Raw genomic sequence first — 19,731 nt, forward strand, 5'->3', positions numbered from 1 at the left:
TCGCACACGCGGCGCTGTGAGGAAGAGAGTCCCACTCTCTCCGCCACCTTACGATCAGCACTGATCGATGCCTGGTAACTCTGCCCAAGCGACAAGGCTGAATTTGCGCGTTTGAGGGATTGAGCTTCGCGTTACGGTAACAAATCCTAGCAATTTCAACGGCCCTGACCAGACTACGAATCTGGTGAGTTCGTCTCGGAGAGATTGCGCGCACGCAACATATCTGCGACACGCGATATCTAAAGTATTGACATTATTGCCATCAAAACGGTTTCCTAAACCGTAGGTCGGGCGTGTGCTGGCCGTAGTTACTCTTCTCGCTATTAGCAAACGAGGCCTCAAAGCCTGGCCACGACGCGCGAGGTCTCCCACATGCGCAACCTTCCTACTGAAGGCTTTTAGGATAACCTGGACCTCTACTGGACTAACCTAGTCAGTAGCGGAATCGCCGGATGAACTCGTCCTATCGCGCGGCATCGCATTTGACCGCAGCGTCGAGAACGCGAAAGAGTGGCAATGTCACCTACATCGAGAGCGTCCGGATCTCATCTTGGGACATCTCGCCGTTCTTGAACAACCGCCGCCAGCTGTCTCGGACCGGTGGTTTGAATTCAACCGGGGTCATCTCCCAGCTCGTGAAATTCCATTGCAGCGTCGCGAACTCGATCTTTAGCCGGTACAGGTCCCATTCATTCCATGCTTGGGGCGACAGTTGTTCGATCTCGGTGGGTAGATCGAGCTCAGCCATTTCATCCGCAGGGGCCGGCGTCTGGGACTTCATTAGCATGTTCACAATGGCCCCTAACGGGCTGTCGTCACCGCACAGTCCAAGAATATGCCGAGCGTTGACATCTCTCTCAGGCTCACCACGTCGCAGCCTCCGCCGCAGACGATCCATGCCTCTTCGCGTATGAACGTTGGAGTCCACGATGGCTCTGACGCTTTCGTGAAGGGTCGCAATTGGCAGATGTCCAATTTCGCGCGGCGGCTTAGGCTCCGGAAAAGCCTCGATCTCGACCGTCCCGGCCGGTGCCGGTGATTCTGCTTTTCTGACAAAACCAATTTCCGGTGCTTGTGGATCCGGCATGGGTTCGATGACTTGCGACGACGAAAGCGGTCCTACGGGACCTTCCCCCCGCAATATGCCAGCGAGCTCTGCGTTGGGGTCACGCCGAAGTGTCAATTGATGCGGGAGAGCACCGGGAAGCGACGCCGCGGTTGCCAGGATTAGGGATGAGATATTGGTTGCAACCTGCGGGTTGACTGCAAGTACCGAGCCTTGCGCTTGAGCCGCAAGCAGCGTTGCTGCCCACACATGGTGGACATCGTTGATGTCAATCAGAAGACGGTGTCGTCGATCGACATTCCTTGCCTCCCGGATGAGAAGAGCGTGCGCCGGACGGAAATGGGCAAACAGCTTCAAATCGATTGTCGCGTTCCCTCCGCTGAACAGCGAGACCGTTATCTGGTTCTTCTGACTATCGATGTTCAGGACTTGTGCAAGTTCGCCGCGGCGTATGACAGGTGGGCAGCTGGAATAGTCGTCCCGTGTGAACACGATCCACTCGTCGTGTGACAACTGGATGGGTTTGAGCGGATGGCCCAACTGGATGGAAGTCCCGAGTTCGCCGCTGCGAATCCGAAGCGTGCGAATCTGGTCATTAAGCCCCTCGAGAAGGCGTGGATCATTGCAGACTAGAAAATCGAAGCTGGTGCTCTTATCGAAGAAGCGCTCGGCGGGATCGAATTCGATCTTTCGATGTTGGGCCATCAATTCAATGCTCCTAGCGATAAGCCCACAGCGCAGATATCTCTCGACGTCATCTTCGCTCTGAGCCGGATTCAGGGCTGCAAGGCGATCCACCGCATACGCCGCCAAGCGATGGCTCGCGATGCCAGTCTGTTTGCTCTGATCATGCACTAGAACGAGAGGCGCACTTCGCGCGTCTGCCGTTGCGATTAGGCGGGCAAGTGTCTGATCGTGGATGGACTCAGCTCGCGGAACGATGACCAGCCGATTTTTAACGATCAGTGACTGCGTGTTCGGCAACTCGGCCAGCGCAGCCTTAATGGTACCTACTTGCGGCTTCGCTGCTTTAATCGCCTGCGCTAATTGGCGGCAATCGGAATGATTGTTTCCGAGCACCAGGGGTGGGTTGTCATGTTCCGCTGTGTCGACGATGCTTTTGAAGCAGTCGATTGCCGCTTCGTGACTTTGGGCGGTGACCGCGCGAATGGTGCTGATTTGCGATTTATCAGCCGCTCGATCCACCAGCCTGCAGGCCTGTTCGATGGTTGAGCGAACTGGGGCAGTGGTAACGACCCGGGGGTAGGTCGCCGTAGGGAGCACAGCAAAACTTTCGAGATCGCAATGGCTCAGGATAGTCTCGAGATGCAAACTCCGTTCGTTCTCGTTGTCTACGAACCGGTCCATCAAGCGCTGCAGCTCGGCAACGCGGATCGCCGAGCGTCCGCGCAACAGCTTGTCGATCAGGCGGACGGCATCACCGTGGATCGCTTCGATGTTCAGACGCGTCGTCCGCGCCCGTGTGTGCTGAACGCGAGGGTCGTCAAATTTCGTACCGACCGGCCAATGACGGCCGGGAAACGGGGCAATTGGGTCGACGACCAGATCGATGCCGAGCTCGGCAAAGTAGCCCAGCAGTTGGCGCTGATGAAATTCGGGCCAGCGATTGCCTTCGATCGTCGCTGTTTTTCCGCCCGTCTTAAGTTGTAGGGGATGCGCGAACATGTCGCGAATTGCGGGTCCCGAGATTTCGTCGAGATGGATCTCACGGCGCGGAAAAAACACATGACCGTGCCGGTTTCGATCGCGTGGTCGCATCCGCGCCGGATCGTGGATCGCTGCGTGGATCGCAAGGCGCCGCTTTCCAGCGATCAACAGCGCGATGCGTTTAATGAACTCCGCACATTCGGCAAGCGTGATTTCCGAGTCTGGTGGCAAAGCCACGACCACGGCAACGCCATTTTGCCTACGGCTATCGGCGCCGAAGTTGCCCCAATAAACCTCAGCCTCATCGACGCAATTGGCGAAATGTTCAATCTCGCAGAACCGCTCGGAGACCTCGTCCGTACGGATGATTTCGCTATGAACGAGGTCGCCGTCCAAATTCGAGAAATCAAAGTGCCGCGCCAAACGGGTGTCCAACACCCGGCTACGGCCCAGGTACCCTAGAAATCCGGGCGCGCCGGCGTCTCGCTCAACGTGGGTAAATGAAACTCCTAGGTAGATAATTGCCATTGATGCAACCAAATACTCCGATCTGCATATTGAGCTTGCCGTCGATTCCGGAAAATTCAAAGGGGCGACCTTGAAACTAGTCAAAAATAATCGGGTGGCGGAGGCGATTTTCTCATGGCATCAGGGTCTTAGGGGGGCGCAACAGGCGAGGATGTCATGAGAGGCGAGGCGGCGACCGAGATCAAAAAGTTGGAGGCAGAAGCCGCACGATTGCTCAAACGGCGCCTGCGCCATGAGGCGGAGGCTGGCCAGTTGGCCAAGGACGAGAAGGCTCACGATGAGGCCGTGGAAGCCACGATCCTGAGCAGTCTCCGTGAGGCGGGATTGACGAAATTGCCGCTGACGCAGGTTCTGGCCACAATCCGTGCGCTTGGGGCCGAGGCCGCTGCGAAGGACATCCCCAGGAACCGTGCGCTCGAGGCCACTGAGCGTGCGTCGGGTGGATCGCTGTACGGCTCCGAGGACGCGGCTGTGCGCGAGGTGTTCGTCAAGATTTCTCGCAATGTTTCGGCCGATAATCGTGCAATCATCGACGATGCAGGCTTGGGCTGGAACGGCAAGCTCGGGGGCTGGAAGGGCAGGGTGGACAGCACGGCGATCGAGAAATTGCAGAATCACTTCGTGGATCGCGTCGTAATCCTCGGCGAGCAGGAGCCCCCCTCACAGGCTGGATCAGCGGACGAAAGCACACCTCCGGCGCCACTGGGGCCGGACTCCTCCTCAGATGCACTCGCCACTCCAGCAGAGGATGAAGGTGTCGATTTGGGTTCGATGCCTGAGGCCGGGATGATTGTAGGCGCTGCCACTCCACCCGCGGACGACGCCTACGACAACCCCGATGCCGCCGTCGTCACCAGCGCCGGCGATGCTGTTGCCAGGCCGGCCGCGCCGCCGAGATTTGGTGCGTTTCCCAGGCCACTTGCCCGTCTCTCGCAGGTCGATGAAGAACCGGATCGTCCGCCGGGCCTCTGAAGAAGGACGACGAAGCGAGCTTCCGGCTTGCCTTCTGGATTTCGTACTCTCATTGGCGGGAGTTCCGACCTCCTCTGCCACGGCTTGTTGGTCGCCCGCACCGCGGTCGGCTGACGGCACGCGGCTGCTTTCGATCGCGCGTCACTTCGTCGGGGCCTTCCATGGCGTCCCCGGCGCGCGTTCCGCTGGCACCTCGCGGAGAACGGCGTGCGGCTGGGTGCGAGGATCGACGTGTTTTCCGATGCGATCGCACGCGTCGACGATCGCGCACTCGCGCCGGTCGCGGCCTGAGAGCGCGAGACTATGGCTTGCGCTGCCGCCGCGTGACGTCTTGTGCGATCTTCAGGAAATTGAACAAATGCGGCATCCGGTTGTCGCGACGGTAGTTCAGCGACAGCGCGGTCCCTGGATTATGTCCCTCATAGGCGCGGTAGGAGACGCCGGGGCGTTCCGCCTCCGAGACCGATTTCGGCACCAGCGCGATGCCGACGCCGACCGAGACCAGGCTGATCGCGGTCTGATAGTCCTGGGCCAGCACCTGCGATTTTGGAATGAAGCCCTCTTCGAGGCAGATGTTGAGGATGTGGTCGGCGAAGCTCGGGCGTGGCTTGCGCGGGTAGAGGATGAATGTCTCCGCCTTCAGCGCCGACAACCTTGTGATCGCTTGTTCGAGCAAAGGCGATGTGTCGGACAGCGCGAGGATCAACGGCTCCTGCAGCAGCGGCTCCGACTTCAATTCCTCGTCGTCGAGCGAGGGGCGGGCGATCGCGATATCGATCTCGCGCTGGATCACCGCGCGTTTCTGCTCGGCGTTGTTCATCGCCGACAGCGCGAGTTCGACGTCGGGATAGGCGGAGCGAAACGCCTTGATCACATTGGGCAGCACGCCATAGGTCGCCGATCCAACGAAGGCGACGCGCAGATGTCCCGAAAAACCTTCTCCGATCCGCTTGATCTCGCGATGCGTTCGGTCGAGTCGCTCCAGCACGTCGCGCGCACGCTCCAGAAGCACGCTGCCGGCCTGGGTCAGCCGGATCTGGCTTCGGCTCCGGTCGATCAGCATGACGCCGAGATCGCTCTCGAGTTGCGCGATCTGCCGGCTGAGCGGCGGCTGCGCGATCGCGAGCCGCGAGGCGGCACGGCCGAAATGCAGTTCCTCGGCGACGGCAACGAAATAGACCAGTCGCCTGAGATCCATGACGTCGTCGCGATCGGTCACGGTCAGCCGGACGCTTGTTCGCGCGCTTCCGCGGAAGCGGCCTGGAGGTCCTGCCTGGTTTGGTATCGCGTGGTCATCAGCGCACGATCGAGACGATGGTTCCAGCGTAAAGACTGGGCGTAGGTCCCCGGGTTGTCAATTGTCCGCGGAACGACGCCGCCTGCCTAGTCCTTCCGGGCGAAGGCGCGGATCTTGTCCTCGTCGACCTCGACGCCGAGACCGGGACCGTCGGGAACGCAGATCTCGAACTCCTCGAATCTGATCGGGTTGACGACCAAGTCCTCCATGAGGATCCGCGGGCCGAAATGCTCGGTGCCCCATTCGAGCTTGGGCAGCGTGGCGAATGCGGCGAGATGCGCTGCTGCGCCGATGCTGCTCTCCAGCAGGCAGCCGCCATAAAGCTCGAGGCCGTGCGCGCGGGCGACCGCAGCGGCGCACTTCATCTCAAACAGTCCGCCGCTCTTCACGAGCTTCAGCGAGTAGACGCTGCCGCAGCCCATCGTGCCTGCACGGGCGATCTCTTCCTTGGTGAAGGCCGCTTCGTCGACCAGCAGCGGGATGGACGTGCGGGCCGCGACGCGTGCCATGGCGTCCAGCTGCAGCGCCGACACCGGTTGTTCGATCAGGGCAACATCCAATTCCTCCAGCTCGGGCATGAAGCGGATGCATTCGGCCTCGGTCCAGCCCTGGTTAACATCGACGATCAGGCGGACCTCGTCGCCCAGGCCGGCGCGCAGCGCCTGCAGCCGCTTCAGATCGGCTTGTGGCCGATTGAAGCCGAACTTGATCTTGAACTGACGGTGTTCGCGGCGCCGCAGCTTCTCGCTGGCTTCCTCGACCTCCTGGCCGCTGTCGCCCGAGGCCAGCGCCCAGATCACCTCGATGCGTTCGTGTATTGCACCACCGAGCAAGGCGCTGGCGGGGAGGCCGAGTGTCTTGCCCGCGGCATCCAGCAGGGCGGACTCGATCGCGCCCTTGGCCGCGAAATTGCGGGTCGCGGCTTTGCCCATGCGGAGCGCATTGGCCTCGAAGGCGAGGGCAGGCTGCCCGAGCAGCGCCGGCCCCAGATAATTCGTGACCGCGGCCTTGATCGATTCCACGCTCTCCTCGGCCCAGCGCGGCCCGCCGAGCGTCGAGGCTTCGCCGATGCCCGTCACGCCGTTGTCGAGCAGGACGCGCACCAGCACGTAGCCCTGATGCGTGACTTCCGTGTTCGACAGCTTGTGCCGACGGCGGGTCGGGGCCTCCACGATGGTGGCGCGGATGCTGCGGATCGCGGTGTCCTTTGTGTGAGCCTGCACTCGCTCCACAGGCTCGGCGACTTCGATCACGGCACGACTCATATATCCTCACAGGTAAGTTCAGAATGAGCCCTGCCAGGCTGGTGGGGCCTGGCAGGACATCACGGTATTACTCGGCCGCGACGAGCCGTTCGACGGCCGCCTTCTTGAGCTTGAAGTCGAAGTTGAGAACCAGATCGGTGTCGGCACCGGCCGGTGCCTTGTTGAACTTGCCGATCAGGCTCTGCTTCACGGCGAAGACAGAGTCGTTGTCGAGATACTTGGTCTCGGAATCGTAGATCTGCGAGATCAGCGATTGATAGCCGTCCTTCGCGAGCATGAAGTGGATGTGACCCGGGCGCCAGGGATGGTGCCCCATGTACTTCAGGAGCTCGCCGCCCGCGCCGTCATAGGGGATCGGATAGGGCTCGGGGCGGAGCGCCACGAACGCGTATTCGCCGTTGGCGTCGGTGGTGAACCGGCCGCGCAGATTGTAGGCCGGCTGCTCCGGATCCTGCAGATCGTAGAGCCCGTTCGGCGCGTCTTCCCAGACGTCGATGGTGACGCCCTCGATCGGCCGCCCTGCGGTGTCGCTGATGCGCCCGCTGACCTTGACAGTCTGCGCGTTGTCGAACGTCTTCTTGATGATGGAGGCGCCCTTCGGCAGTACCGGCGGGTTTTCCCGGTAGAACGGCCCAAGCACGGTGGACTCGCTCTCGCCGTCCGTGACTCGGTGGTCGAGCATATCGACCAGCACCTCGACACCGAGGATATCAGCGATCAGGATGAACTCGTTGCGCTTCTCGTCCGAGATGTCGCCGGCGCGCCGCAGGAATTCGCAAGCCGCGAACCACTCGGCAAAGCTCAGGTCGACCTCCTTGCAGAACGCGTGCATGTGGCGGATCAGGCTAGTCATGATCTGGCGGTTGCGATCCGGAATGTCCTTCGAGAGCGCGGCGATCACGTGGTCGGTGATGGTGTCCTTGGTGACGTTCAGCATGGTCATTTCCTCCTCTTGTTGCAGGTTGATCAAACTTGCATCCCGTTTTCGGGAATATCGGTTGTTGGCTTCACCACACAAATTCGTAAGCAGCATTCTCCAGCATCGCGGGCGCAGGCTGCGCGTCGGCAAGGCCGCCAAAGCGGCCGCGAAAGAACAGCAGCGGCTTCTTGCTGGGCTCCAGCGCCATCTCGCGGACGCGGCCGAGGAAGATGGTATGGTCCCCGGCGACGATCTCGTCGGCGAGATCGGTCACGAAATAGGCCGCCGCGTTGGCGATCACGGGTAGCTCGTTGCGCCGTTCGAAGATGTCGCAAAGGTCGAGCCTCGGCTTGCCGGCGAAATGCCACGCGAAATCCTCCATTCCCTCGGCGAGGACGCTGACTGCGAAGCGGCCGCTGTTCTGGATGTTGCGAAGCATCTTCGCGCTTTTCGCGATCGAGATGGCGACCAGCGGCGGATCGAGCGAGACCGACATGAAGGCGTTGGCCGTCATGCCATGGTCGCGGCCCTCGCAATGCGTCGTGACGATGGTCACGCCGGTGCCGAACTGCCCACACGCATCGCGCAGTTCGCGCGGATCGATCGCGGTCATTGGCCTGCGGCCTCGGCTTGGGCCAGATCGGATCGATTGGCCGGTGGCGCGGTCACGATGTCTCGCCAGTTTTCCAGCGTCGCCGCGGCAGCAGCAAGGCCGGATCGCCGCAAGCTCCGGATCCGGCTGCTGGAGACGACCTCGCCATTGCCGCAGCGCACCGGCGGCAGGATGCGGGTGTTGAAGTGTTGCCGCAACAGCAGCGCAGTGCCGCCCTTACAGGACCCGAAGCGGAAATCCTCGCCGACGATCACTTCACGCGGCTGCAGCCGCTGCAGCTCGGCGAGGAAATCCGCCGCGGTGCGCCGCACATAGAATTGGTTGAAGTCGGCGACGATGATGTGGTCCGGCGCGAATGTTGCGATGCGCGCAAGCTTTTCGCGCAGCGATATCAACGGCTCGGCCTGGCCGAAGTACACCTTTGGCGGCGGATCGAAGGTGTAGACCACGGCGGCAACGCCGCGGCGTTGCGCTGCCGCAATTGTCTGCCGGAGCAGCTCCTGATGGCCGCGGTGGACGCCGTCAAACGCGCCGATCGTCACGACGCAGGCGTCGAGGGCCAGCTCCCCATCACGATGGAAAGCGACAGCGCTGCTGTCAAAACCCTTGCCCAAACCCGTCGCCATGGCTCGCTCCGGTTTTCGCTCCCTGGCCGTGCTGCGCGAGTGCTCCGTCAGCTGCGGCGTTGCGTCGGCCGGACGATCATTGCAGTCCGGTCGTGCCATCGAGTCATAGCCCCACTTGGGCCGGTCCGCGCGGTATGGTGTGATACCTTTCGCCCGCTCCTTGTGAGCGCGTAGCGTTCCCTCCGATGTCGCGCCGACCAAGAGCGTGACGGGATTGGTCTCGGGCCGGTGTTGCAATGCCGCCGGTCCAGCGACACAAACGGAGGAGAAGTGTCCATGACTACAGCAGCCGCCCTGCGAGCCGACATGCCTGCGTCGACCACCAGCGTCTATACCGGCGCGGAATTCCTGGACAGCATCCAGGACGGAAGAGAAATCTACATCTACGGCGAGCGCGTCAAGAACGTCACCCAGCATCCCGCCTTTCGCAATTCGGCGCGGATGGTGGCGCGCTGGTACGACCGTTTTCACGAGAAGAAGGATCAGATCGGCGTCCTGACCGACACCGGGTCGGGACAATTGACCCATCCGTTCTTCCTCGGCTCGAAGACGGCCGACGATCTGATCAAGGGCCGCGACGCGATCGCCGAACTCCAGAAGGTTGCGTTCGGCTGGATGGGCCGTTCACCTGATTACAAGGCATCTTTCCTTGGCACGCTGGGGGCGAATTCGAGCTTCTATGGCGACTACGCCGGCAACGCCAGGAAGTGGTATGCCCGGACCCAGGAACGGCTCGACTTCTGGAATCACGCCATCGTCAACCCTCCGATCGATCGCGATCGGGCGATCGAGGAGGTGCGCGACGTCTTCATGCATGTGGAGAAGGAGACCGACGCCGGCCTGATCGTCTCCGGGGCGAAGGTGGTCGCAACCGGCTCGGCCTTGACGCACTACAACTTCATCGCGCACTACGGCATCCCGATCAAGGACAAGTCGTTCGCGCTGATCTTCACGGCGCCGATGGATGCCAAGGGCGTCAAGTTGATCGCCCGCTCGTCCTACGAATTCACGGCGGCGGCGACCGGCTCGCCGTTCGACTACCCGCTGTCGAGCCGCTTCGACGAAAATGACTCGATCCTCGTATTCGACAAGGTGCTGGTGCCTTGGGAAAACGTCTTCATCTATGGCGACGTCGCCAAGATCAACCAGTTCTTCCCGGCGTCCGGTTTCATCCCGCGGTTCACGCTGCATGGCGTGACGCGGCTGGCCGTGAAGCTCGACTTCATCGCCGGCCTGTTTTCGATGGCCGTCGAGGCGACCGGCTCCAAGGACTTCCGCGGCGTGCAGACGGCCGTGGGGGAGGTGATCGCCTGGCGCAATCTGTTCCACGGCATTGCGGACGCGATGGTGAAATCGCCGATCGCCTGGCAGGGCACCGAGGGCTACAATTTGCCCAATCTAAACTACGGGCTGGCCTATCGTGTGTTCGCGCCGATGGCCTATCCGCGGATCAAGGAATTGATCGAGCGCCACGTCGCGAGCGGCCTGATCTATCTGCCCTCGAGCTCGGCCGATCTGGAGAGCGATGCGATCCGGCCCTATCTCGACCGCTTCGTGCGCGGCTCGAACGGCTATGCCGCGATCGACCGGATCAAGCTGCTCAAGCTGCTGTGGGACGCGGTCGGCTCCGAATTCGGTGGCAGGCACGAGCTCTACGAGCGCAACTATGCCGGCAATTACGAGAACCTGCGGGTCGAGACGCTGAACGCCGCGGCCGCCACCGGCGACCTCGGCGCCATGCAGGATTTCGTGCGCAACTGCATGAGCGACTACGACGTCTCCGGTTGGACGGCGAAGGATCTGGTTAATCCCGATGACATCAACCTCGTCAGCCGCGGACTGGTGCAGGGCTGACGACAGGGCTGACGATAAAGACGATCAAGGGAGCCGCCGCGATCGCGCCGCGGCTCCACGCCATTTTTGCGCGGTCGCTTTATCCTTGCAGAAAGAGTTCATCGTCATGCTTTTTCACGTCGAAATGGAGGTGCGAATCCCGCACGATCTGCCGACTGAGCGAGCCGACGCTCTGAAGCAGGCGGAGCGTGTTCGCGCTATGGAGCTGCAGCGCACAGGGGCCTGGCGCCATTTGTGGCGGGTGGCCGGGCGCTACGCCAATGTCAGCATATTCGACGTCTCGGGCGCGCAAGAATTGCACGACATTCTGTCCAGCCTGCCGCTGTTTCCGTTCATGGAGATCCGGGTCACGCCGCTGTGCCGGCATCCGTCGTCGATCCATGACGACGACCGGTAGGTCTCGAACTATCCTGCTCGAGTTCGACATTCCAATGTGCCTTTCCCACCGGGAGTATTGCGGCGCGCTGCAGGCTGCAAAAGTTAGGGTAGGCAAACCAAGGGCCGCTGAAAGCTTGAGGTCGCCCGAAGGCCAAAAGCGAGCCATCGTGTGGGCCCTCTGCTCTCGCGCATACGTTCGATAGCCGTCGATTAAGCGAGCTTTCCACGAGCTTTGTTTGCGGCTGACCACCGACGTTCGATGTCCTTTACTGCCATCTTCATGCTTGGCAGATATTTTCGCGCGGCCACCTCCGGCGTCATTGACGACGAGAAGAAGATCAGGTTGAGGCTGCCGAGCACCGGACCGCCCCCCGGGATGGCCAGCGCGATAGCACTGATGCCAGCCTCTGATCCGCCCACCGATGAGGCGTATCCGTCCTCTTTCGTCTTCAAGAGGATTTCGTTGATGAAGCGACGATCCTTCGCCAGCCCTGCGTCTTCCTCGACAAGAGAGGCCGTCAGCTCGAGCATCTCGCGGCGCAGCGCGGGCGTTGAGGCGGCCAGGATCGCCTTTCCCAGGGCGCTCCGGACTAACGACCTTCTGCGGCCGACCATCGAGCGGTGAACAGAGAACGGGCTGAAGGGATGGGTGCTCTCGCGGATAAGCACCGAGCCGAGCTCGAAGACCCCGAAGTCGCTGGGCCAAGAGACATCATCCAAGAGACCGAACATCGCGGGCAGGGCCGCCTGGCTCGATAGGTCGCGTGAAGACACGCCTTCGCTCAGGGTGCGCACCTGCGGCGTCAATGCGAATAGGGCGTTGGTCTCGTCCAACGTTACGTAGCCGTCTTGGCGCAGCGTATCGAGCAAGCGATAGCAGGTCGTCCGGTTGAGACCGGTCCTCTTCGCGAGCTGCACGACGTTCGATGGCCCGCTCGCATTGAGCTCATTGATCAGCGCCAACCCTCGGGAAAGTGCCCTGACATTGCGGTGCATGATCACCTCGACGTGTTCGCACCGCGAACATTTCACAGACTCAGCTGGAATCATAGTTCAATCGGCGGCAATCCAACACCCGCACGCCCAAACAAGTGGCGATGGGAGGAAACGATGGTCCATTCAAGCCTTTATTTGTCCGCGGCCGTGTGTCTGGCCTTGACGGCGCCAGCGGCGGCGCAGACCGCCGGAGGCACCCCGAAGCTCAGCGATGGCAAGGTCAAGATCGGCGTTCTGACCGACATCGCCGGTCCGACATCCATGGCGAACGGCAAGGGCTCGGTCGCCGCCGCCCAGATGGCCGCCGAAGACTTCGGCGCCGGCCTGAATGTCGAAGTGATCTCGGCCGACCATTCCGGCAAGCCCGACATCGGATCCCAGATCGCTGGCCGCTGGTTCGACGTGGAAGGCGTCGATGCAGTCGCGGACATGCAGGGCTCGCCGATCGGCTTCGCCGTGCAGAACATGGCCGCGCAGAAGAGCAAGATCATGCTGCTCTCGGGATCGACCTCGTCGGATTTCAGCGGCAAGGCCTGTTCGCCGCTCACGGTGCAGTGGACGGTCGATACCTACAATCTCGCAAAGGGCGCAGCCAAGTCCGTGATCGATGCAGGTGGAACCAAGTGGTATTTCCTGACTGTCGATCAGGCGTACGGCAATGCCTTGACGCGCGATACGTCAGAGCAAGTCAAGCTCAACGGCGGCCAGGTGGTGGGAAACTCCGTGTTTCCGCCGAACACGTCCGACTTTGCATCCTTTCTGCTGACCGCCTCCAGCGCCGGCGCCAACGTCATCGCGATCGCGGCTTCCAGCGGCGATACCGTGACGGCGCTGAAGCAGGCCGATGAATTCGGGCTGAGCGCAAAAGCCAAGATTGTGCCCCTGCAATCGGTGCTGACGGACGTGCACGCGGTGGGCCTTAAGATCGCGCATGACGCCTACGAAGTCTCCCCGTTCTACTGGGACCGGACGCCCGAAACGCGCGCCTGGGCCGAGAAATTCTTCGCGAAGGCGAAGCAGATGCCGACGAGCTTCCATGCCGGCGTCTACTCCTCCGTCGCGCACTACCTCAAAGCGGTCAAGGCGACGGGCACCGACGACGCACCGACGGTGATGAAGCAGATGGAAAAGGAGCGGGTACACGACTTCTTCGCGGCCGACGGCTACATCCGCGCAGATCGCAAGATGATCCACGACATGTACCTGCTCCAGGTGAAGAAACCCGGAGAGAACAAGGGCGCTTGGGATCTCTACAACGTCGTGCAGACGCTGCCAGGTGAATCCCTCAACCGCCCGCTTTCCGAAAGCCCGTGCCCGCTGGTGAAGAAGTAGCCTGCCGCAGCCACTTTTCGACAAATTCAACTAGGCGTTGGAAGGAATCCGGTCATGTCAGTAGCCGTTGTCTGCGCTTCCCATACCCCCCTGATGTACAAGGGGCCTGCCAGCAATGAGACCGAGCAACGCGTCCGAACCGCGTTCGGACGTCTTGGAAGCTTCGTGAAGGAGTTTGCGCCTGATTACATCGTCCAGTTCGCGCCCGATCACTTCAACGGCTTCTTTTACGACCTGATGCCCTCGTTCTGCGTCGGAGCGGGAGCCGTGTCCCTGGGTGACTGGGGAGGCGGGACGGGCCCGCTGGATGTTCCGGAGAAGACGGCGCTCGAACTCATCGACCATTTGCGGGACGAGGATTTCGACGTTGCGGTGTCCTACCGCATGCCGGTCGATCACGGCTTCGTCCAGTTGTGGGAAGCGATGTTCGGGGACTTCAAGTCCATCCCGATCTTGCCGATCTTCGTGAACGCCGCTGCGCCGCCAGTGCCGACCTATCGCCGGGCCCGCCAACTCGGTGAATCCGTTGGCCGCTTCGCAATGCGGTCCGGCAAGAGGGTGCTGTTTGCCGCGTCCGGCGGCCTCTCGCACGATCCACCGCTCCCGTCGATCAAGGATGCACCGCCCGAAATCCGCGAGCGGCTGATCAACGGCCGGAATCCGACGGCCGAGGCCAAGGAAGCCCGCGAGAAGCGCGTGCTCGAGGCGGGTGTTCTCGCCGAGGCGGGTAAGGGGCCGTGCCAGCCGCTCAATCCGAAGTGGGACGCCGAATTCATGGAGATCCTTCGCAGCGGCCAGATCTGGCGCGCAGACGCGCTCGATACCGGCAAGGTCCGCGAAGTCGCGGGCCGCGGCGCCAACGAGGTCCTCGCATGGGTCGCCGCCTTCGGAGCCTTTTCCACGGGCGGCCACTTCAAGATGGAGCAGGAATTCTACGAAGCGATTCCGGGCTGGATCGCCGGCATGGCGATGATGGCGGCCAAGCAGGTCGACGGCGCTCATTAACCCCGGGCGAATGCGGAAGCATCGCGGAGCAGGCAAATGGCATACGAAACGGACGTGCTCATCATCGGCGCCGGCCCCACGGGCTCGACGACCGCCCTGGCGCTCGCCAATTGCGGCGTTCGCAGTCACATCGTTTCGCGCGGCAACTGGATGGCCGACAGCCCGCGCGCCCACATCACGAACCAGCGCGCCAACGAGGTCTTCCGCGATCTCGGGATAGCGGACGACGTGGCCCGCTACGCGAGCCCCTGGGAGCTCATGGGCGACACGACCTTCACGACCAGCCTGGCCGGCTCAGAGCTGATCCGGATGCGGACGTGGGGGACCGGCGACGACCGCCGCGGCGATTATCTGCGCGCAAGCCCCTGCGGCATGGTCGACATCATCCAACCATTGCTCGAACCAATTCTGTTCCAGAAGGCGGCCGAGAAGAGCGCGACCTTCGCGTTCAACACCGAATACGTCCGGCATGAGCAGGATGCGGACGGCGTGACGGCCACGCTGCGCGATCGTCTCGACGGGCGAGAGTACACCGTCCGCGCGCGTTACATGGTCGGCGCGGACGGCGCGCGCTCGATGGTGGTTGACCATCTGGGCCTGCCGATCGAAGGACAGATGGCGCGCGCAGGCACCGTCTACACCGTCTTCAACTGTGACCTGACCAAATATAGCAAACACCGGCCGAGCATCCTGAACTGGATCGTGACGCCGGATGCGAGCTTCGGCGAGATCGGCATGGGCTTGCTGCGGGCCGTGCATCCGTGGACGCAGTGGATCGCCGGTTGGGGTTTCGACATCAGCAAGGGCGAGCCGGACTTATCTCCGGAAGCCATCATTCCGAAGATCAAGGTGCTGATAGGAGACCCCTCCGTCGACATCGACATCGTGCGCACATCGATCTGGTACGTGAACCAGGCCTACGTGACCCAGTATTCGAAGGGCAGGGTGCTCTGCGGCGGCGATGCGGTCCATCGGCATCCGCCATCGAGCGGATTGGGCAACAACACCTGTGTCCAGGACGCCCACAACCTCGGTTGGAAGCTCGCCTACTCGGTGAAGGGGTGGGCCGGTCCGAAGCTGCTGGAAAGCTACTCGCAAGAGCGGGCGCCGGTCGGCAAGCAGATCGTGCTGCGGGCAAACCAATCCCGGCTCGATTACGCCCCGCTGAGCGCATGCTTCAGGGTGCAAGGCGCTGAGAACCCGGTCGCTGCAGGCATCGCGCGCTTCCGCGATCCGGGTCCGGACGGTGTGGCCGCCCGGAAAGCGGCGCAGGCCGCGCTGGACCTGAAGCAAACGGAGTTCAATGCCCAAGGCACCGAGATGAACCAGCGGTACGAATCTTCGGCCGTGATCCCCGACGTCGGCGCCAAGCCGGAAGAGTGGCGGCGAGATCGCGGCCTCTACAATCAGCCAACGTCGCGCCCTGGGGCGAAGATCCCGCATGCATGGCTCGTCGACCGTGACGGCTTGCGCGTGTCGACGCTCGACGTGACCGGAAAGGGCCTCTTCACCGTCGTGACCGGCCTCGCCGGCGGGGCGTGGAAGGAAGCGGCGCTGCGCCTCGATCTGCCATTCCTCCGCGTCGTGGTGACGGGCTCGCCGGATGCGCAGGACCTCTATTGCGAGTGGCAGCGCATCCGCGAGATCGAGGAAGCCGGAGTTCTGCTTGTTCGCCCGGATGGCGTGGTCGCCTGGCGCGACATTGAGGGAACGTCCGACGCAAGCGTGGCCCTTGACCGGCTCACTGCAGCCATCCGAACGGTCCTGGATCTCCCGGACCTGTCTGCCATCCCGCGCGAGAAACCATCCCGTCCATCGAAGCCGAGCGGCACGCCGCTTTTCGCCTGACATCAACGAACGAGATCCAGCTATGAGCGACACAAGACCGGAGAACTTTTCCAGCGTCTGGGCTGATCTGAGGGGCGTTTCCTTCAAACAGCACTACGTCGACGCTGGCGGAATCCGCACCCGCTGCATCGAGTCGGGCGATCCGTCCAAGCCGCTCGTCCTCGCGCTGCACGGCGTCGGCGGCCATGCCGAGGCATATTCGAGAAACTTCGGTCCGCACGCCGATCATTTCTGGTTCGTCGCCATCGACATGCTGGGCCACGGATGGACCGACAAGCCGGCTATCGACTACCAGGTCAAAGACTACGCTGACCATGTGCTCGCCGTCCTCAAGACGCTCGGCAGGGACAAGGCGATGATCAGCGGTGAATCGTTGGGCGGTTGGGTCGCGACCTATCTGGCCGTGCATCGTCCCGCTGCGGTCGAGAAGCTCGTCCTCAACACCGCCGGCGGCTGGACAGCGCACCCCCAGGTGATGGAGCGGCTGAAAAAGCTGTCCAACGAGGCTGCATCCGATCCCTCCTGGGAGCGGATCAAGGCGCGCCTCGAATTCCTGATGTGCGACAAGAGCATGGTCTCGGACGATCTGATCGAGACCCGCCGCGCGATCTACGCGCAGCCGGGTTTCGCCGACACGATGAAGCGCATCATGTACCTGCAGGAGATGGAAATCCGCCAGCCCAACATGATCACCGCCGACCAATACCGGTCGATCAAGGCGCCCACAATGGTCGTGTGGACCTCGCACGATCCGACCGCGACGCCCGAGGAGGGAAAGCAGATCGCGGACATGATTCCGGGTTCGAAATTCGTGGTCATGAACCGCTGCGGCCACTGGCCCCAGTTCGAGGACGCCGAGCAGTTCAATCGGCTCCACATCGAATTCCTCCGGACCGGCAAATAAGGATCGTTCAGATGAACCAGCAAGCCAAGCACAGCGAACTCGCCGCACAGATCCGTGGCGCTTACGCCGGCGTCCCGATCGCGCCCATTCGACCCCAGTTGGCGGACCTCGACGTTGATGGGGCCTACGCCATCCAGCAGGAGAACACCGCGCATTGGGAGAAGGAAGGTCGGCGCGTGGTCGGAAGCAAGATCGGGCTGACATCGCGCGCCGTACAGAAGCAGCTTGGCGTCGACAGGCCTGATTTCGGAGTTCTCTTCGCCGATATGATCGTGGGCGAGGACGAGCCCGTCGCTGCGGGGCGTGTTCTTCAGCCGAAGATCGAGGCGGAGGTGGCTTTCCTTCTTGATCGGGACGTCGAGGTCGAGGTGCCCACGGTGCCGACGTTCTCAGGGCGGTGGTCTATGCGATGCCGGCCCTTGAGATCGTCGGGAGCCGCATCACCAATTGGGATATCGGCATCGTCGATACCGTCGCCGACAACGCGTCGTCCGGCCTCTTCGTGCTCGGAGGGCCCGTCCGCCGGCTGGATGGGTTGGATCTCCGTGCTCTCAAGATGCAGATGACGAGGAAGGACGAGGTCGTCTCGAAAGGGACCGGCGCGGCCTGTCTCGGCAATCCGCTCAACGCGATGGCCTGGCTCGCCGGCGAGCTGGCCCGCCGCAAACGGCCGCTGCGCGCCGGCGACGTCGTGCTCTCCGGAGCGCTCGGCCCGATGGTGCCGGTGAGCGCCGGCGATGTGTTCGAGGCCAACATCGCTGGCCTTGGATCCGTCTCGGCGCGATTCTCCTAGGCACGTTCGAAGGAACACCCAATGAAGCTAGTTCGCTTTGGAAATCCCGGCGCCGAAAAGCCGGGGCTCATCGACGATCAGGGGCGCCTGCGCGACTTGTCAAATATTATCGCCGACGTCACGCCAGGCACCCTGTCGCATTCAGCGCTGAAAAATCTCGCGGCGATCTCGCCATCCGCACTGCCGCTCGTCACTGGCGAGCCGCGTTTGGGTGTCCCGATTGCAGGCGTCGGAAAGTTCATAGCGATCGGCCTGAACTACGCCGATCATGCCGCAGAGGCGAATCTTCCACTGCCGTCCGAGCCCATCGTCTTTCAGAAAGCGATCACCTCGCTCAGCGCACCGAACGACGATGTCGTTCTGCCGAAGGGTTCGACGAAGTCGGACTGGGAAGTGGAACTCGGGATCGTCATTGGCACTCAGGCTTCCAACGTCGACCGCGCCGACGCGCTCGCCCACGTTGCCGGCTACTGCATCGTGAACGACGTGAGCGAGCGTGAGTACCAGATGGAACGAGGCGGCACGTGGGACAAGGGCAAGGGCTGCGACACCTTTGGTCCTGTCGGACCATGGCTGGTGACGACGGACGAGATCACCGACCCCCAGGCACTCGGCGTCTGGCTCGACGTCAACGGGCAACGCATGCAGGCAGGCAACACCCGGACCATGATCTTCGATTGCGCCGAGATCGTCAGCTACGTCAGCCGCTTCATGACGCTGATGCCCGGCGATGTCATCGCGACCGGCACGCCGCCCGGCGTGGGCATGGGCAAGAAGCCTGCAGCGATCTATCTCAAGCCGGGCGATGTCATGACGCTCGGTATCGAGGGACTCGGAACGCAGCGCCAGCAAACCCGCGAGTGGTCGCCACCTACGGGGCCGTGGACGTGACCATGTACAGCGGACGGTTCGAAGGACGAACGGCCATAGTCACCGGAGCGGCCTCCGGCATCGGCCGCGACGTGGCGCGTCGCCTCGCGGCCGAAGGCGCCCGTGTTTCCATGTGGGACTTGAACGCCTCCGTCCTTGCCGCCGCAGCGGTGGAAGTCGGCGCCGCTCACACGCAAGCAGTCGACATCGCCGTAGAAAATGCCGTCGACGCGGCCATGCGGCGGAGCATCGACGAACTGGGCGGACGGCTCGACATTCTGGTCGCCAGCGCTGGCATCACGGGGCCGAACGCAGCCGTGAAGGACTATTCGGCGAGCGATTGGCGCAAGGTGTTCGATGTCAATGTCAACGGAGCTTTTTACAGTAACCGTGCCGCCGTCCGCATCATGGAGAAGAGTGGCTACGGCCGCATCGTGAACGTCGCCTCGGTGGCGGGAAAGGAAGGCAATCCGAACGCGTCCGCCTACAGTGCGTCCAAAGCGGCCCTTATTGCGCTCACCAAATCGCTCGGCAAGGAAACGGCTGCGACCGACATCCGCGTCAACTGCATCACGCCGGCGGCGATCAAAACGCCGCTGTTTGATCAGATGACGCCCCAGCACATCGAGTTCATGCTGTCGAAGATTCCGCTCGGACGGTTCGGGGCGATCGAGGAGGCGACGTCGCTCGTCTGCTGGTTGGCGAGCGAGGAGTGCTCGTTCAGCACGGGGGCGGTGTTCGATTTATCCGGGGGGAGAGCAACTTATTAGCGCCCATTGTTATCAGCTAATCTGGGA

Annotated in this window: 17 protein-coding genes and 1 pseudogene; 11 read left to right on the forward strand and 7 right to left on the reverse strand. The window is 62.3% G+C overall.

What is annotated here, in order from left to right:
- Positions 1 to 523 precede the first annotated feature (523 nt).
- Positions 524 to 3,262, reverse strand: a complete 2,739-nt coding sequence (locus tag BRAD3257_RS09710) for a MobA/MobL family protein (protein ID WP_122401636.1) — start codon at positions 3,260 to 3,262, stop codon at positions 524 to 526.
- Between the two features lie 156 nt (positions 3,263 to 3,418).
- Between BRAD3257_RS09710 and BRAD3257_RS09715 the strand changes: the two genes are divergently transcribed.
- Positions 3,419 to 4,234 carry a hypothetical protein gene (locus BRAD3257_RS09715; protein ID WP_122401637.1) on the forward strand — a complete coding sequence of 272 codons (816 nt, stop codon included), beginning with the start codon at positions 3,419 to 3,421 and terminating at the stop codon, positions 4,232 to 4,234.
- A 109-nt stretch (positions 4,235 to 4,343) separates the two neighbouring features.
- Positions 4,344 to 4,525, forward strand: a pseudogene (locus tag BRAD3257_RS40900) (tRNA dihydrouridine(20/20a) synthase DusA); the annotation flags it as partial.
- A 10-nt stretch (positions 4,526 to 4,535) separates the two neighbouring features.
- On the opposite strand, the gene BRAD3257_RS09725 reads toward BRAD3257_RS40900, so the two are convergent.
- From BRAD3257_RS09725 to BRAD3257_RS09745, 5 genes are all read right to left on the reverse strand, one after another.
- Entirely contained in the window at positions 4,536 to 5,432 is an 897-nt protein-coding gene (locus BRAD3257_RS09725; protein ID WP_122406465.1) for a LysR family transcriptional regulator, read from the reverse strand.
- A gap of 185 nt (positions 5,433 to 5,617) precedes the next feature.
- Positions 5,618 to 6,796: a muconate/chloromuconate family cycloisomerase gene (locus BRAD3257_RS09730; RefSeq protein ID WP_122401638.1), complete on the reverse strand. Its 1,179-nt coding sequence runs from the start codon at positions 6,794 to 6,796 to the stop codon at positions 5,618 to 5,620.
- 67 nt (positions 6,797 to 6,863) lie between these two features.
- The gene (locus BRAD3257_RS09735) at positions 6,864 to 7,733 is read right to left on the reverse strand and encodes an intradiol ring-cleavage dioxygenase (protein WP_122406466.1); all 870 of its coding nucleotides are present in this window, start codon (positions 7,731 to 7,733) and stop codon (positions 6,864 to 6,866) included.
- A 70-nt stretch (positions 7,734 to 7,803) separates the two neighbouring features.
- Positions 7,804 to 8,328 carry a flavin reductase family protein gene (locus tag BRAD3257_RS09740; RefSeq protein ID WP_122401639.1) on the reverse strand — a complete coding sequence of 175 codons (525 nt, stop codon included), beginning with the start codon at positions 8,326 to 8,328 and terminating at the stop codon, positions 7,804 to 7,806.
- Positions 8,325 to 8,954, reverse strand: a complete 630-nt coding sequence (locus BRAD3257_RS09745) for a nucleotidyl transferase family protein (RefSeq protein WP_244607913.1) — start codon at positions 8,952 to 8,954, stop codon at positions 8,325 to 8,327. Before BRAD3257_RS09745 ends, BRAD3257_RS09740 begins: the two co-directional genes overlap by 4 nt.
- A 276-nt stretch (positions 8,955 to 9,230) precedes the next feature.
- On the opposite strand from BRAD3257_RS09745, the gene BRAD3257_RS09750 reads away from it, so the two are divergent.
- Positions 9,231 to 10,808: a 4-hydroxyphenylacetate 3-hydroxylase N-terminal domain-containing protein gene (locus tag BRAD3257_RS09750; RefSeq protein ID WP_244607914.1), complete on the forward strand. Its 1,578-nt coding sequence runs from the start codon at positions 9,231 to 9,233 to the stop codon at positions 10,806 to 10,808.
- A 106-nt stretch (positions 10,809 to 10,914) separates the two neighbouring features.
- Entirely contained in the window at positions 10,915 to 11,205 is a 291-nt protein-coding gene (catC, locus tag BRAD3257_RS09755; RefSeq protein WP_122406468.1) for a muconolactone Delta-isomerase, read from the forward strand.
- A 191-nt stretch (positions 11,206 to 11,396) separates the two neighbouring features.
- On the opposite strand, the gene BRAD3257_RS09760 is transcribed toward catC, so the two are convergent.
- Positions 11,397 to 12,182: an IclR family transcriptional regulator domain-containing protein gene (locus tag BRAD3257_RS09760; RefSeq protein ID WP_160118792.1), complete on the reverse strand. Its 786-nt coding sequence runs from the start codon at positions 12,180 to 12,182 to the stop codon at positions 11,397 to 11,399.
- A gap of 114 nt (positions 12,183 to 12,296) precedes the next feature.
- On the opposite strand from BRAD3257_RS09760, the gene BRAD3257_RS09765 reads away from it, so the two are divergent.
- The 7 genes from BRAD3257_RS09765 (at position 12,297) to BRAD3257_RS09795 (ending at position 19,704) form a co-directional block, all read left to right on the forward strand.
- The gene (locus tag BRAD3257_RS09765) at positions 12,297 to 13,514 is read left to right on the forward strand and encodes an ABC transporter substrate-binding protein (protein ID WP_122401642.1); all 1,218 of its coding nucleotides are present in this window, start codon (positions 12,297 to 12,299) and stop codon (positions 13,512 to 13,514) included.
- Between the two features lie 54 nt (positions 13,515 to 13,568).
- Positions 13,569 to 14,519 (forward strand): 3-carboxyethylcatechol 2,3-dioxygenase, encoded by a 951-nt coding sequence (locus tag BRAD3257_RS09770; protein WP_122401643.1) that lies wholly within the window; start codon positions 13,569 to 13,571, stop codon positions 14,517 to 14,519.
- 54 nt (positions 14,520 to 14,573) lie between these two features.
- On the forward strand, positions 14,574 to 16,367 hold the full coding sequence (locus BRAD3257_RS09775; RefSeq protein ID WP_244607915.1) for an FAD-dependent monooxygenase: 1,794 nt from the start codon (positions 14,574 to 14,576) through the stop codon (positions 16,365 to 16,367).
- A gap of 22 nt (positions 16,368 to 16,389) precedes the next feature.
- Positions 16,390 to 17,271 carry an alpha/beta fold hydrolase gene (locus BRAD3257_RS09780; protein WP_122401645.1) on the forward strand — a complete coding sequence of 294 codons (882 nt, stop codon included), beginning with the start codon at positions 16,390 to 16,392 and terminating at the stop codon, positions 17,269 to 17,271.
- Positions 17,272 to 17,680: 409 nt separating this feature from the next.
- Positions 17,681 to 18,064 (forward strand): fumarylacetoacetate hydrolase family protein, encoded by a 384-nt coding sequence (locus BRAD3257_RS40905; protein WP_244607916.1) that lies wholly within the window; start codon positions 17,681 to 17,683, stop codon positions 18,062 to 18,064.
- Positions 18,065 to 18,085: 21 nt separating this feature from the next.
- Positions 18,086 to 18,955 (forward strand): fumarylacetoacetate hydrolase family protein, encoded by an 870-nt coding sequence (locus BRAD3257_RS09790; RefSeq protein ID WP_122401646.1) that lies wholly within the window; start codon positions 18,086 to 18,088, stop codon positions 18,953 to 18,955.
- Between the two features lie 2 nt (positions 18,956 to 18,957).
- Positions 18,958 to 19,704 carry an SDR family NAD(P)-dependent oxidoreductase gene (locus tag BRAD3257_RS09795; RefSeq protein ID WP_122406469.1) on the forward strand — a complete coding sequence of 249 codons (747 nt, stop codon included), beginning with the start codon at positions 18,958 to 18,960 and terminating at the stop codon, positions 19,702 to 19,704.
- Positions 19,705 to 19,731: the final 27 nt, after the last annotated feature.

The sequence above is a fragment of the Bradyrhizobium vignae genome, assembly GCF_900324035.1.
Classification (GTDB): domain Bacteria; phylum Pseudomonadota; class Alphaproteobacteria; order Rhizobiales; family Xanthobacteraceae; genus Bradyrhizobium; species Bradyrhizobium vignae.

Coding starts and splice junctions, on each gene's coding strand:
- BRAD3257_RS09710 (WP_122401636.1), bottom strand. CDS start 3,262: ATGGCAATTATCTACCTAGGAGTTTCATTTACCCACGTTGAGCGAGAC.
- BRAD3257_RS09715 (WP_122401637.1), top strand. CDS start 3,419: ATGAGAGGCGAGGCGGCGACCGAGATCAAAAAGTTGGAGGCAGAAGCC.
- BRAD3257_RS09725 (WP_122406465.1), bottom strand. CDS start 5,432: ATGGATCTCAGGCGACTGGTCTATTTCGTTGCCGTCGCCGAGGAACTG.
- BRAD3257_RS09730 (WP_122401638.1), bottom strand. CDS start 6,796: ATGAGTCGTGCCGTGATCGAAGTCGCCGAGCCTGTGGAGCGAGTGCAG.
- BRAD3257_RS09735 (WP_122406466.1), bottom strand. CDS start 7,733: ATGCTGAACGTCACCAAGGACACCATCACCGACCACGTGATCGCCGCG.
- BRAD3257_RS09740 (WP_122401639.1), bottom strand. CDS start 8,328: ATGACCGCGATCGATCCGCGCGAACTGCGCGATGCGTGTGGGCAGTTC.
- BRAD3257_RS09745 (WP_244607913.1), bottom strand. CDS start 8,954: ATGGCGACGGGTTTGGGCAAGGGTTTTGACAGCAGCGCTGTCGCTTTC.
- BRAD3257_RS09750 (WP_244607914.1), top strand. CDS start 9,231: ATGACTACAGCAGCCGCCCTGCGAGCCGACATGCCTGCGTCGACCACC.
- catC (WP_122406468.1), top strand. CDS start 10,915: ATGCTTTTTCACGTCGAAATGGAGGTGCGAATCCCGCACGATCTGCCG.
- BRAD3257_RS09760 (WP_160118792.1), bottom strand. CDS start 12,182: ATGCACCGCAATGTCAGGGCACTTTCCCGAGGGTTGGCGCTGATCAAT.
- BRAD3257_RS09765 (WP_122401642.1), top strand. CDS start 12,297: ATGGTCCATTCAAGCCTTTATTTGTCCGCGGCCGTGTGTCTGGCCTTG.
- BRAD3257_RS09770 (WP_122401643.1), top strand. CDS start 13,569: ATGTCAGTAGCCGTTGTCTGCGCTTCCCATACCCCCCTGATGTACAAG.
- BRAD3257_RS09780 (WP_122401645.1), top strand. CDS start 16,390: ATGAGCGACACAAGACCGGAGAACTTTTCCAGCGTCTGGGCTGATCTG.
- BRAD3257_RS40905 (WP_244607916.1), top strand. CDS start 17,681: ATGCCGGCCCTTGAGATCGTCGGGAGCCGCATCACCAATTGGGATATC.
- BRAD3257_RS09790 (WP_122401646.1), top strand. CDS start 18,086: ATGAAGCTAGTTCGCTTTGGAAATCCCGGCGCCGAAAAGCCGGGGCTC.
- BRAD3257_RS09795 (WP_122406469.1), top strand. CDS start 18,958: ATGTACAGCGGACGGTTCGAAGGACGAACGGCCATAGTCACCGGAGCG.